Source organism: Desulfosporosinus sp. (assembly GCF_014237355.1).
Classification (GTDB): Bacteria; Bacillota; Desulfitobacteriia; order Desulfitobacteriales; family Desulfitobacteriaceae; genus Desulfosporosinus.
Genome location: NZ_JABZFS010000064.1, coordinates 18,462 through 30,300, shown reverse-complemented (window position 1 = coordinate 30,300; position 11,839 = coordinate 18,462). Strand labels below are relative to the sequence as shown.

16 protein-coding genes, 1 tRNA gene and 1 pseudogene are annotated in these 11,839 nt (G+C 42.5%); 3 read left to right on the top strand and 15 right to left on the bottom strand.

Annotation, left to right across the window (positions count from 1 at the left end):
• Positions 1-215 precede the first annotated feature (215 nt).
• The 11 genes and pseudogenes from HGJ98_RS14365 to HGJ98_RS14315 form a co-directional block, all read right to left on the bottom strand.
• The gene (locus HGJ98_RS14365) at positions 216-578 is read right to left on the bottom strand and encodes a hypothetical protein (RefSeq protein ID WP_291352092.1); all 363 of its coding nucleotides are present in this window, start codon (positions 576-578) and stop codon (positions 216-218) included.
• A gap of 387 nt (positions 579-965) precedes the next feature.
• A complete protein-coding gene (locus tag HGJ98_RS14360) occupies positions 966-1,217 on the bottom strand; it encodes a hypothetical protein (RefSeq protein WP_291352091.1) in 252 nt (83 codons plus the stop codon).
• Between the two features lie 282 nt (positions 1,218-1,499).
• Positions 1,500-2,008 (bottom strand): annotated as a pseudogene (locus HGJ98_RS14355) (Holliday junction resolvase RecU).
• Positions 2,001-2,174 carry a hypothetical protein gene (locus HGJ98_RS14350; RefSeq protein ID WP_291352095.1) on the bottom strand — a complete coding sequence of 58 codons (174 nt, stop codon included), beginning with the start codon at positions 2,172-2,174 and terminating at the stop codon, positions 2,001-2,003. Before HGJ98_RS14350 ends, HGJ98_RS14355 begins: the two are co-directional and overlap by 8 nt.
• A gap of 14 nt (positions 2,175-2,188) precedes the next feature.
• Positions 2,189-3,151, bottom strand: coding sequence for a DnaD domain protein (locus HGJ98_RS14345; protein ID WP_291352090.1), 963 nt, complete (start codon positions 3,149-3,151; stop codon positions 2,189-2,191).
• Positions 3,152-3,187: 36 nt separating this feature from the next.
• Complete coding sequence (locus HGJ98_RS14340) at positions 3,188-3,928, bottom strand: PD-(D/E)XK nuclease-like domain-containing protein (RefSeq protein WP_291352089.1); 741 nt, start codon at positions 3,926-3,928, stop codon at positions 3,188-3,190.
• A gap of 74 nt (positions 3,929-4,002) precedes the next feature.
• A complete protein-coding gene (locus tag HGJ98_RS14335) occupies positions 4,003-5,631 on the bottom strand; it encodes an AAA family ATPase (RefSeq protein ID WP_291352088.1) in 1,629 nt (542 codons plus the stop codon).
• Positions 5,628-6,512, bottom strand: a complete 885-nt coding sequence (locus tag HGJ98_RS14330) for a phosphoadenosine phosphosulfate reductase family protein (RefSeq protein ID WP_291352087.1) — start codon at positions 6,510-6,512, stop codon at positions 5,628-5,630. The genes HGJ98_RS14335 and HGJ98_RS14330 overlap by 4 nt, the downstream gene beginning before the upstream one ends.
• Positions 6,513-6,529: 17 nt before the next feature.
• Positions 6,530-6,832 (bottom strand): hypothetical protein, encoded by a 303-nt coding sequence (locus HGJ98_RS14325; RefSeq protein ID WP_291352086.1) that lies wholly within the window; start codon positions 6,830-6,832, stop codon positions 6,530-6,532.
• A 47-nt stretch (positions 6,833-6,879) separates the two neighbouring features.
• Positions 6,880-7,086, bottom strand: coding sequence for a hypothetical protein (locus tag HGJ98_RS14320; RefSeq protein WP_291352085.1), 207 nt, complete (start codon positions 7,084-7,086; stop codon positions 6,880-6,882).
• A 190-nt stretch (positions 7,087-7,276) separates the two neighbouring features.
• On the bottom strand, positions 7,277-7,501 hold the full coding sequence (locus HGJ98_RS14315; RefSeq protein WP_291352084.1) for a helix-turn-helix domain-containing protein: 225 nt from the start codon (positions 7,499-7,501) through the stop codon (positions 7,277-7,279).
• Between the two features lie 165 nt (positions 7,502-7,666).
• Between HGJ98_RS14315 and HGJ98_RS14310 the strand changes: the two genes are divergently transcribed.
• From HGJ98_RS14310 to HGJ98_RS14300, 3 genes are all read left to right on the top strand, one after another.
• Positions 7,667-7,993: a helix-turn-helix transcriptional regulator gene (locus tag HGJ98_RS14310; RefSeq protein WP_291352083.1), complete on the top strand. Its 327-nt coding sequence runs from the start codon at positions 7,667-7,669 to the stop codon at positions 7,991-7,993.
• Between the two features lie 2 nt (positions 7,994-7,995).
• Positions 7,996-9,147, top strand: a complete 1,152-nt coding sequence (locus HGJ98_RS14305) for a site-specific integrase (protein ID WP_291352082.1) — start codon at positions 7,996-7,998, stop codon at positions 9,145-9,147.
• A gap of 152 nt (positions 9,148-9,299) precedes the next feature.
• Positions 9,300-9,382, top strand: a tRNA-OTHER gene (locus tag HGJ98_RS14300).
• An 82-nt stretch (positions 9,383-9,464) separates the two neighbouring features.
• Here HGJ98_RS14300 and HGJ98_RS14295 read toward each other — a convergent pair.
• From HGJ98_RS14295 to HGJ98_RS14280, 4 genes are all read right to left on the bottom strand, one after another.
• Positions 9,465-9,602 carry a hypothetical protein gene (locus HGJ98_RS14295; RefSeq protein ID WP_291352081.1) on the bottom strand — a complete coding sequence of 46 codons (138 nt, stop codon included), beginning with the start codon at positions 9,600-9,602 and terminating at the stop codon, positions 9,465-9,467.
• Positions 9,603-10,044: 442 nt separating this feature from the next.
• Positions 10,045-10,239, bottom strand: coding sequence for a hypothetical protein (locus HGJ98_RS14290; RefSeq protein ID WP_291352080.1), 195 nt, complete (start codon positions 10,237-10,239; stop codon positions 10,045-10,047).
• Between the two features lie 156 nt (positions 10,240-10,395).
• Positions 10,396-10,818, bottom strand: coding sequence for a hypothetical protein (locus HGJ98_RS14285; protein WP_291352079.1), 423 nt, complete (start codon positions 10,816-10,818; stop codon positions 10,396-10,398).
• A gap of 234 nt (positions 10,819-11,052) precedes the next feature.
• Positions 11,053-11,694 (bottom strand): hypothetical protein, encoded by a 642-nt coding sequence (locus HGJ98_RS14280; RefSeq protein WP_291352078.1) that lies wholly within the window; start codon positions 11,692-11,694, stop codon positions 11,053-11,055.
• Between the last annotated feature and the right edge of the window lie 145 nt (positions 11,695-11,839).

The following is an 11,839-nucleotide window of genomic DNA, read 5'->3' as shown; positions in this document are numbered from 1 at the left end:
CTCAGCGAGCGGGAGCTGCCCGGCTAGGGCAGATCACGCGAGCGGCAACTGCAGGATGAGAATGTCCGAGCGGAGTGGGTACCGCGAATATGTGAGCGGTTCCCGTGGAGCGGGGCCCCGGCTGCTATTACAGCTTGTCTTCCCATTTTCTAGGTAACAGGTTTTCTTTAAACCATCGGCTCGCGAACATGGAAAAACCACCTAATGGTGGCTTATTATAAATCTTGTTTCATTTGATTTACAATAGTTTGTAGCCCTGTCAAATTTCCTTTTCCTAATTTGGAGTAATACTTTATGTGTTTTTGAACTGCATCTAAAGCATTTTGAAAAAACTCCTCACCATAATCTTTACTAATACTTTCAAGTAGAAATTTATTTGTATCATTGTTAAATGCTCTTTTATATTCTTCTCCATTCATCATGGCTAAAAATATTGTAATAAAAGCCTGTGCAGAACCCTCATTCATCCCCGTAGTCTTGTTTATCTCTATCTTTCCTTCATTCCTATTCAATTGTCCTGAATACACCTTCTTTGCTACTTCATAAGCCCCTTTACTCATTTTCATTGTAATCTTCATACTTTTATTACACTCCTTAGAAACAAAATACGAGGAATTGGATTTTTCATTTTGCTTTTCATGGGGTTTATATTAACTTCCAGTTGTAGCCATTAGGCAATCAGATACGTATTAGACACCCAACAATGAGGATACGAAACTTTACATCCTAAATTAGTACTTTTCTTGTCACTTAATATTTAATTCTAAGACACTTTCAACAATTTTCTTTCAATTCCTTCCAAGATAACGAGAAAAAACAAAAAACGTATGAAACCTTCCTGTTCTACAACCTGGCTGAGCTCATAAGCTGCTAGTTTCTGAGCAGTATGATCGACGCAGGAGGGGATTCATCTTCGTATACGCACGTGTTACGAATGCCAGAGGGACTTTGCTGCCGCTCGAAATTCATGCAGAATAACCTGGCAGCTCTATCCTTTTTAATCGCTGCTTTTTTACTACATTATGATTCGACTCATAATCTAGTAGCAAATAAAACATGGCTCGTATTAATACGGCCCTACTTCGTCTTCCATTTCGAACAATTAAATTAACAGCTGTTTGCACACTATTCAACAGTTCTCCACCCACACCTAGTACAAATAAAGCATGTGCTGCCCCTAACAACTTTAGCGCCGCACTCCATGCAACCTGCTCCATCTCTTTGCCAGAAGGAACGCTTGGGAGTCCATCCTGAAACACTCATTTTAAACGCCTCACAAAACTGCTTGATGTCAACATCTGATTTTACATTCGAATTCGAACAGAATTTATTCCCCCACTTTAGCAATCTTGTTCCCTCCCTCTGTCTGCATCCGTTCGGACAATCTCTCAACTTCCTCTGCCTTATCCTCCAAGTATCTACGCCTAAGATAATCTCGATTTGGTCTAGCATGATTCTAAATCAGCGATCTCTTCCGGGATGTCTCCCAAGAACACCCTTCACGAATATACCCCCAGATAATCCAGGACAATACCACCGGCCTGTCCCACTAGTTGGAACTTATCGAAGTCCTTGAGGGGTATACTCTTTCTTCCTCCGGCTTCAGCAGCCAACCAATAGGACATAATTTCATGAAGCTCAACTCGAAATATCTTCCTTAACGCTATCATTTCAATGATGAAAAAACTTGTTTCACCAATAGATCTCCACTCGACAAGGTAATCAAGCTGGTGTTGCTCAATATTTGATAAAGGAAAACTCGCATGCATTGCTTAGCATCAAAGGCGAGCGGCACTGTTTCGCCCTTGAAGTTTCTGACTCCGATGTAGTCCACCGTTGATTTATGAGCCGGGAACGCAGAAATAATCTGCGTCCCCCACCTGATAACCGTCCAATCGGTTGGGATGTACTGGACTAGTGCGACTCGCTTGGCAAGGTATTGTTGGTTCGCAAAGTTTATCAGATACTCCAGCGATTTTCCGCGATTCGCATAATTAGCGCTATTCATCGGGTAACATCTCTTTCGGATTGCTAATAGCCCCATTCTTAGCGAGCGTCTCAATGACGGCACACATAAGGGAGTAATCACAGCGTCTGTGGGAACGCTTGCCTGTGCATCCCCCGCAGCCCTTGAGGTGGTTCAAGAATAGCGCATAGATTAGGCCGTTTCCCATAGGGCCTCTCCTTCTCACAGATAGAATTTTTCGTACTTACTCGACTCCTTTTTGGCTGACTGTAGTTTGTCTCCCGGATCTTTATTCCTCTTGCATTTTTTTTGCTTGATGTGTTCAGCCTCGCGGGCTTTGACTTGATCGACGGACAGGATGCCAGCTTCTCTCCAGTCAGTGAGCACAGCACGAAGGTAATTCACATTGCGAGCATCTGCATCAAGGCAATATTTCAGCCCTTCGATGACCACTGCGTCAGGGTCCTCACTTCCGTTAGTCGAGAATTCATCACACCAGGCAAGAATGGAGTCAGCATCACCTTTTGGAATCATTCGTCCCCAGTTCTTTTCGGCCCACTCAACCGCTAGAGTGCCGATCGATCTTAAATTACAGGGAAATTTCTTGACGACAAGCTTAAGATCCACCGGTTCCGGTTCCGTCATCGTTTCACTTGTCTTCTCAGAATCAAGTTCACCCTCGCACGGGATGACGTCGTCGATGATATTATGGTTTGGTACTGTAAGGTACGGTTCGGTAGGGTTAGGTACGGTAGGGTACGGTAGCCCCTGCACGTTCGTCGCACGTGTTGCGCCTGTGTTGCGCACATGTTTATTTTTCGCACGTGCGTTTTGCATTCGTTTGGTGTTCGCCTGTCGCTTTTCGATGAGTCTTCCTGCGTAGTCCATCCAGTCATGTATCGCTAGGCCAAGGTCAGTTTGTTCAATGAACCCCATAGAATCTCCTGGGCCACACTCAACCAATGCCGTCACGAAGTCTCCAGCGTCCCCTTCCCAACCAGCTGCAACGGCTATGTCCAATGCGTCAAACTTGGATAAGTCTCCATCATTAGCATACTCGAGGCACCACCACCATAGAAAATGCAGATGACCCACGACAGTTGGTACCGAAATACCTAACTTCCTCGCTGCCTTTATCGCCTTGGGATGCCTGGCGAGTTCTTGATTTGATTCTATCCATGCCACTTTGAAAGCCACCCCTTTGTCAAAACAGTGTTACGTTCATCCTACAGAATACTGAATTACTTGGCTCAGAACTTTTGTCGACCGGCAATAGTTACACTTCTCACATCTTCTTGGCGCCTCTAGCCCAGCCTTGAGAGCAATAATTCTCGGCATATTTGCTTCGAACGTTGCCAGCTCGGCGGCTATTCTCGTCGGATTCGTCATGTTAAAGACTGCTTTATCGGGATACTTCTCCTTACTGACGGCTACAACCATAAACTCCGACCAGTCTTCGGCCGCTCTTCCCATAGCAAGCCGCTCGACCTCCGCATAGATGGCCGCCTTGATGGGAGCTTTAGCTAATTCAATAAACGATACATAGCCATGAACAGCCTCATCCCACACTTTGCCAATAATGCTTCTGGTCGTCATCAAGTCAACCATGCGCCGGGAAGGGATACTGTGAACGTTCATCATAATCTTCCAAGGTGCGCCGTACATTTCGGCGGTCAGGATCCTTTCCTTTTCACCTTCAAGATAAGACATCGCAAAGGGATCGTTTTGGAGACAGTCAATCATCGTGTTGGCGACGAGATAGTCAGCTTTTAAGGTATTCGCTTTGGTAAACATGTTGGGATGATTCTCCTGAAACTCCTTTTGCTTTCCGGCATTCCAGCTATGCACATATTGACCAACCTCCTGAGCTGTGGTGGCTACGTCCACCCAGTCCCCGGTTAACTTCACCATTTCTTTAGCCTCACACTCATAGACAAATCCCGTGTACTGGCTGCGCGACATATATTCCAGATTTGCGGCGATGCTATGATAATTATCCTGCGTCAGTTCGAGCATTCAGGTTCCCCCTTGTCGGATTATCCCGAGACATTCATAGCTAGGTCTCCATCCTCAGTCGAGACTACGACATATTGAAAATCATCCTCGCTGATTTCCTTCTCAATCCACGCCCGCTCCGTGGGATTAATCTTGTTCCAGCCATCCAGACAGATTAATTTCAGCTCACCGGCTTGGGCTTTGGCGACTCTGAAGGCTAACTGCAGTTGCTCACCCTCGCTCAGCCCGTCAATGAGCGTCTTGCCAATCCGGATTTGACCCTCACCGTCCACGGAAAGTCCGGGGATAGGCAGGGCTGCCGTCTTAAGCAGCTCTGTAGGCAGTTTGCGGCCCTTATCAATTCTGGCAGTAAGGAGTTTGGAGAGCTCTTCCCGAGGTGCTAATTTCTCACGGATCAGGTTCGTCATCAAATCGTAATCGCGCAGAAAGCTCTGCATGTGCGCCACTTCAGCAGCGGCTAGCTTTAAGGGCTCGACATTTACTCCTACAGTTTCAGCAAGGAGCTTCCGTGAACTCTCGATCTTGGCCTCTTCGGTCTTGATACGCTCGTTTACTTTTTCACTAATACTGATCAGCGCGGTCTCTTCGATACCTTGGAGAGATGTGAGTTCCAAGTCGTTTCCATAGATCGTTTTTTCATAGTTAGCAACTTCTTGTTCAAGGTCCTTGACGACCGCTTGGATCTCTTGCCTTGCCCTGTCTTTCTTAACTGCGTATTCATCCCTCAGTTGCAGATATTTGCGTTCCAGTTCGAGATTAAGGGCATCATCCGACTGCTTCATCTTCTGATCTTTCTGGGCAATGGCATTTTTGAGGGTTTCAATCTTGTGAACCGTCTCTTGCCGATATTCCTCAATCTCATGTCGGGTTTGGTTCATCTCGTTTCGCTTGGTCTGCTTTTCGGTCTCAGCTTCAGCCAGTATCCTAGCTTTGCGTCCCTCCAGCCCTTCGATCAAGTTTGCAGCATTCTCTCTTTGCTTATTGAGCAGCTCAGCATCAGACACCGCTTGATAATACTCAGCAACGTTTTTTGCTCTCCATTCTTCCCCGTCATAATTCTTGGGAAGTTCATTTTTGTAGCCCGTCACCTGAGCCTTAATGACCCCGATTTCTCGATTGACCACTTCGCGCTGACTGAAGTAATGTTTAACAATCTGCCCAAGGACTTGAAGGATATGCTGCTCATAGTCAATGTCTGTCGGTATCTCGCCAAACCAGTTCGAGATGTCGTCCATACTCCAGGGGATCTCCAGCAAGTTCAAAATAATCTTGGCCTGTTCGGTGGGAGATTTTGTGCAAAATTCCAAGGGCTTGAACAGGTCACCCTTGAGAAATTGTTTGAGAAATTTCTCCGTGCTCGGGACGGCTTGTCCCGCCTTCCGAACTTTTAAATAATCCGCTTTGTTGTTCCGGAGTTTACGGTCGATCTCCAGCCCATCATCCGTTTTTATAAAGATCGTCGCATCATCCTCACCGTGGCGGATGACTTCAACTCGTTGGCTTTTGTTGCTGAAACCTTTTTCGATGGCTTCTATGATACTGGTTTTACCAGACCCCACCCGGCCAGTGAGGATATTTATTTTGCCTAAATCAACCTTGAATTCCGAGATTCCCACAAAATTATTGATTTCTAGCCTGGAGATTTTCATTCGAAATCATCCTCCCCATCGTCTTCATCCTCGTAGAATTCTTCAAAGGTTAGTTGGTTACCCTCGTTTAGTGGCTTATTTCCGTAGATCCACCACTCGTACATTTCGTCAACGGTCCTAAATTGTGGCACTTTACCTTTAGCAACGCTTCGCTCTAGATAGTTTGGTAAAAACTTCGCAATGGCCCGTTTATAATTTGCTAAATACCTAGGGTACCGCTCAAACTCTGTAATTCGTTGCTTGTCTGCCATGGGGCACCCGATGCAACCGATTCTCGTGAAGCCTTCATCATAGAGCTTGCAGTACTCAAAGCCGCGACCCCGTATAAATTCCCACACGTCAGCTTCTTCCCAGTCGATAATAGGGTTTATGACGCGTTTACCTTTTTGTAAGCAGGTTTCAAATAACCTTCGATCTTCATCGTTATCGTTAAAGAGTTTCTTGTCTGCTGACTTAGCCGTAACGATTTCAAACGGTCTTCGCTGGCTACGGGCATTACTCTCTGACCATCTAACGCCTGTTACACATATTCGTCCCTTGCCGCCGTGTTCTTTAAGGATGGAACAACACCATCTGTGTAGGCGGGTAGGCAATCCTTTTTTCTCGATCAGCTGCCACATGGTAAGTTTCGGTCGCTCGATGATAACGTCCGGATAGTTCCTCTTGATAAAGCGGACTAACTCAGGCGGATCGACGGTCGTTAGATTATAGTGAGCATCAAACTTCACGCCAGCTTCTTGGGCTAAGTGATAAATTGTCTGACTATCCTTGCCTCCAGAAAAAGCTAGGTAATAGCCTTCTGGTGGCATAAAGTATTGCAGTCTTTCAATCGCGATCTTCACTTTATCTACGGTGTAAAATAAATTCGTTTCTCGTAACATCTACCTCCTCAATCCTTTCACTTCTTCAGGATTGATGGTGACGATTTTCTCAAACCATGGTACACTCTAAGTGACTTCTTTTTTCGGGGCTCTCCGTTGGCGCGGAGGGCTTTTTCTTGTCTATACCCATTGGATATGGAACCATCGCTCCAGACTTTTTTCAAGTCGGACAAGGTTCCGCGGATTTCTTGCAGCGTTTCCTCCGCGGTCTGATAGGGATCGTCAATAATCGCAGTAATGACTCCAACTGCAAAGGCGTGCATGACGATACTTCCTCCGAGTTCTTTGACATCTACGAACCACGGAACGCGATCCGCCACTTTGTACTCTCCTAAATTATTATCCATTGAAATCTCCCTTCTCTTTTTTACCCCGCCTTTCGCTGATTAGCTACCTTCCCTCTTTGTTGAACCCTAAAACATATTCGCGCAATCTCAACCACCTCAGAGAGCCTTGTCCTCTTGCCGAAGTCAACACGATTGGTTTTGATGTCCGAGGTTGCGAGATCAAGAACTTCACGAAATTCGGAGTCAATCATCGAGCCCACATCTAATTCAAGAATTTTTCTGAGCATGCTACCACCTCCCTCGATTATTCAGCTTCGGAACGGTAAGGAATCTCTGCACCACAATACGGACAGATCCAGACGTAAGCGCGATCTGCAGAGTATGCTGGCTTGCCACATTCGGGACATATGCGTTTTTCGATATTGTTTCACCTCGCATACAATAACCCAACGTTTTCATCAACTCGCGGCGTGTCATCTATGACACTACTTTGCCAAAAAAAATTTCGTCCAGGGAGAGTTTGAAATACTTTCTCATCATGAACATCTCCGAAGATCTCCAATCTCTCTTGTTATTTTCTTTGGCAAGATAGGATGTCTCTGATATTCCGAGTATTTTAGCCATATCAGCCATTGATAACCCGTAAGAGGCTCGCAACGCTTTAAGGCTTGCGTAAGGTTTTTGTTTCTTCTTGATAACCATTTATTCACCTCCGTTCGCGTATAAGTGTCATACTTGACACTTTCATGATACATCTAGGGTCGAATGCTGTCAACAAAATATTTTATCCTTTATGACACTTTTGTTATTAATTGTGTTTACATATGACACCGAACTGATATAATAATAGCTAAGGAGGTTTTGTCCATGGAACTTTTGGAAAACATAGGCGTTAAGTTAAAAGCGCTGCGCAAGGAAAAGGATGAGACATTAGAGGAAGTTGCGAATGTTATTGGTTCGTCAAAATCACTTCTGTCGAAATACGAGCGTGGCGTAAGCGAGCCAGGATTAAGAGTATTGAAAAAGCTTGCCGATCATTTTAACGTATCGCTTGATTATTTGTTCGGTTTTACAAATGATAGGCAGCCGATTGTAACCGAAAAGATTCAAGAGTTGTTTGCCGAATTAGATGAATCTAAAAAAAAAGAAGCTCTTCGGTATTTGCAATTTCTAAACTCCCCTGAGGAGGAATAATTATGGGCAGTATATTCCAAGACAAAGCTGGTCGTTGGCGCGGGGTTGTAAACCTGCCGAAAGGAAACGATGGGACTCGTAAACAAAAGGTATTTTACGGAGATTCTAACCAAACCCCAGGGCAGCAAAAGCGAGAACTTCAGGCGAAGATCACAGAATTGGAATATGAAATTAACAATAACTTATACCTTAATGAAACCAATGATACGATGGAGCAATATCTTAAAAAATGGCTAAAAGTCTATGCTGATGAGAACTTGGAAGTAACCACTCGCGAGCTTTATGAGATGTATGTAGAGGTGCACATTAACCCGTTCTTTGGAAAACACAAAATTAAAGACATAAAACCTATGCAGATACAAGAGTTCTATAACGAAAAAATGAAAGACATTGAACTTAAAAACGGCAAGGTTAAAAAGGGATTATCAAAAAACACCATAGGAAAATTGCATTCTTTTCTAAATAGAGCGTTTGAGGATGCCATCACAAATCGGACCATAAAGTATAATCCGTGTCAAGGAGTTAAGAAGCCTAAGAAACAGAAGTATAAACCAGCGATTTGCAGCGAGAAGAGTTTTGACACTTTGGTAGAAGAAACAAAAGGAACCCTCGACGGGGTCCTTATCTTACTAGCTGGGATTTGCGGTCTGCGCAGAGGCGAGATATTCGGATTAAGATTTATAGATATTGACCGGATAAATTTCAAAATAACAATTTTTCAAACCAAGGTTCGCTTCAATAAAGAATGGATCATCAAAAAACCCAAGAGTGAAACAAGCTCAAGGACAATTTCTGTTCCCGAGTTCGTTACCACTTCGATCAACGCGTACTTATCGACTCTCAAAATAGTTCCAGAATTGATTTTTAGCGAATTCCAGCCTGATGCCTACAGTAAACACTTCAAAAAACTTTTAGCAAGACATAACCTACCCCCTATGCGTTTTCATGATTTAAGGCATTATAATGCTATCATCATGATGAAGTATGGGGTTCCAGACAAGGTGGCCTCTCAAAGATTGGGCCACAGTCAAGTACAAATTACCAGAGAGATTTACCAGCACGTCCTACCCGATATGGACCGTCAAGCATCTATTGTAATTGAGGGAGCATTTTCAAAGCAAATTGAAGAAACAAAGAAAACGGAGCTAGGATAACATTCCTCAGCTCATTTTTTTGTCCGTGTGTACACACATTTTACACACACGCTTAGGTAAAAGAAGTGAATTAGTGTCATTTAGTTATACAAACAAACCATAAATAAATTTCACCCTTCAATTCTCGCCGATTTGCTCAGCCTAGCGATGATGCGGTGTCAGGAGTGACACATCCCTAGATTCAGGTTCTAGTGCTCGCAAGGGCATGGAGGTTCAAGTCCTCTCGACCGCACCACATAAGGGTTTAAGGGTAAATTGATAAATCAATTTGCCTTTTTTGTTTTTTATGCTTATATAGAATGAGTTGGTCAACGCCGTCAAAGAATAATCTTGCCGATGTTTTCCAGTCCACTAGCTATCCAATTTTCAGCGCTGCCAAAATAGAGACTTGGTAGTAAAATAGTGACTTCCAGGAAGTTTTCCATAGTCCGTAAAAAGATAGCAACAAAGTACAACCAATGAACTCCAAAAGATGAATCCTACCCAATAAAAGCCCATTTTCTCACCTGTTATGTTTGTAAGTTTTCAGAGTCCATTGACGAATACGCTCTTGATATCTTCTACGGATGATACGCCTTTATTTAAGCCAGGAATGTACATATCGAGAATACCTGCTATTTGTTTGGAGAATATTTCATGTGTTTATTTAGTTGTGTCAAACAAATAGTAAAGTTTACCACCTTGACGGCCAAAAATTGACCACCCCAAGGTGGTTGTTTAGTTAATATCAACCCCCGTTGACCTAAAAGGAATACATCATAGAAGCCATGACCCTAGACCCATTGAAGCATCCGACGTAGGGTGCCATGTAGTAAATGCTAGATGGCTAGATCTCTACATCTAATCATACTAATCTCAAGGAGTCTATCCTCAAAACCCATAATAAGTACTCTACGCTTATCTCAGAGCCTTCATTGTTTGTAGAAGTCCTAAAATCAATAGTGCAACTCCTGAAGCGCGTTCTGCTAGAATAAGCCTATATCTTTCCATTGGAATTCTTTCCTTAACCCAATCGATATACCATCCTTGGTAAGATAAAAGAATTAGACCAAACCCGAAAATAAAAAGGATTACACCTATTATCAATTCCAATTCACTAATCCACTCCCCTGTGTTACATGCATAATCCTGCTAATGAGTCCAACTATAGGATCGGTTCAACATCATCATCTACAGGTTTATCTATAGATATCCAATGAGATAGGTTTTACAAGGTCATGGTTGCCGTCTTCTATTCTCCTAATACCCTTATACACTTATGTAGGAATCAATTACCTTCCATGAGATAGCTCCTTCATTTGTGTCGTATCTTAATAACATGTATCCCGAAATATGTCCATCTTCAAAATATGCCAATACCCATTTATCTGTAAGAACATGTATGTCATTGTCACTATAAAACCCCATTGTGCCACCCTTAATCCCCTTGTAAGGAATCAACTCGCTATGCTTCTTAAGATCTGCAACGATGTCTTTCAGTTGACCAGTAAATCCTTCACGCTGTAATTCCCGCATCGCAATTTTATCAGAGTCGAATAGTTTTTCGATCTCGCCCTTCAATTCCGCTACTTGAGTGGCGTAATCTCCATTTTCTTGCTTTAGTTTCATATTATTGTTAGATAAACTAATCTGGTTTTGCTCAACGTTACTTAACTTAGGTCTTATTTTCATTTGTCCCTCCCTAAGAGCCTGGATATCTTACGCTTAATTAGGAGAATGCGCTGTTACTATGTAATCTCCCCTATGATTTGTTTTATGAAATAATCAGTAATAACCCGCATGTAAAACAAGTCCAATTAAAGAAGTAACTAGCATCGTTTTTTGTTTCGTTTTTAATGAAGTAAAGTAGGACCGCCAGGAATATTGCTACAAAGAAGAAATCCAGGGTTCTTCTTGATAGGATGATTAATTACTTCCGTTTCCTTTAGACGATGATACGGTAGCCTTTTTTAAGATATCGATTGTTAACGTATCTCCATCTTTAGAAAGGCCTAATATTTTAAATGGACCTTGATATAGTTTCATTAAATTATCTTTTGGATTTAATACGTACCAAATTCTTGAATCTTTGTATTGTAAGATTCTTGCTTCAACCGTAATGTCTTCTTTTATTGAAAAAGGAGTACCCAACTCTGCTTTAACAATTACTTTTTCTATATTTGGGTCAATAACCAAACCCATATATATGGGAATTAGGTTTTCTTCAGTTGCAATCTTTTTAGTTTTTATTTGATATGAACTAATCCAAGTAATTTTTTCATTTATGTTAGCCATTTGAAGATCTTCAAATAGAAGAAGTTCAACACCGTCTATCCATTTATATCCTAATGAAGTTCCTTCGAGATAACCAATGCCAATCTTTTCTGGATTTGAAACCCGATAAAATACTATCTTACCATTCTCTCCGTAATCCTCTTCATTGATAATTTCCGAGTAAGATATATTAGATACCTTCATAGAATCTTCAACAGTTTGGTATGTTTGCGTGGAACAGCCAAGTATAAACAAAAAGATACAGAGTAAACAACCAAAGACTATCTTTCTCACTTTTGAGCATCCCCTCTAGTTTAAACATTTATTTAACCAGCGATGTCAATAGTTTATGAGAACTATTTTAACACTTAAGTGTTCTTTTTATATAAAGTAAAAATAGTAATGCTTAAGGAGGTACGAAATCTCTTCATTTCCGCTC

Bases quoted from the DNA above. Each gene is read 5' to 3' on its own strand.
- HGJ98_RS14365 (WP_291352092.1), bottom strand. From the start codon at position 578: ATGAAGATTACAATGAAAATGAGTAAAGGGGCTTATGAAGTAGCAAAG.
- HGJ98_RS14360 (WP_291352091.1), bottom strand. From the start codon at position 1,217: ATGGAGCAGGTTGCATGGAGTGCGGCGCTAAAGTTGTTAGGGGCAGCA.
- HGJ98_RS14350 (WP_291352095.1), bottom strand. From the start codon at position 2,174: ATGGGAAACGGCCTAATCTATGCGCTATTCTTGAACCACCTCAAGGGC.
- HGJ98_RS14340 (WP_291352089.1), bottom strand. From the start codon at position 3,928: ATGTCGCGCAGCCAGTACACGGGATTTGTCTATGAGTGTGAGGCTAAA.
- HGJ98_RS14335 (WP_291352088.1), bottom strand. From the start codon at position 5,631: ATGAAAATCTCCAGGCTAGAAATCAATAATTTTGTGGGAATCTCGGAA.
- HGJ98_RS14330 (WP_291352087.1), bottom strand. From the start codon at position 6,512: ATGTTACGAGAAACGAATTTATTTTACACCGTAGATAAAGTGAAGATC.
- HGJ98_RS14320 (WP_291352085.1), bottom strand. From the start codon at position 7,086: ATGCTCAGAAAAATTCTTGAATTAGATGTGGGCTCGATGATTGACTCC.
- HGJ98_RS14315 (WP_291352084.1), bottom strand. From the start codon at position 7,501: ATGGTTATCAAGAAGAAACAAAAACCTTACGCAAGCCTTAAAGCGTTG.
- HGJ98_RS14310 (WP_291352083.1), top strand. From the start codon at position 7,667: ATGGAACTTTTGGAAAACATAGGCGTTAAGTTAAAAGCGCTGCGCAAG.
- HGJ98_RS14305 (WP_291352082.1), top strand. From the start codon at position 7,996: ATGGGCAGTATATTCCAAGACAAAGCTGGTCGTTGGCGCGGGGTTGTA.
- HGJ98_RS14285 (WP_291352079.1), bottom strand. From the start codon at position 10,818: ATGAAAATAAGACCTAAGTTAAGTAACGTTGAGCAAAACCAGATTAGT.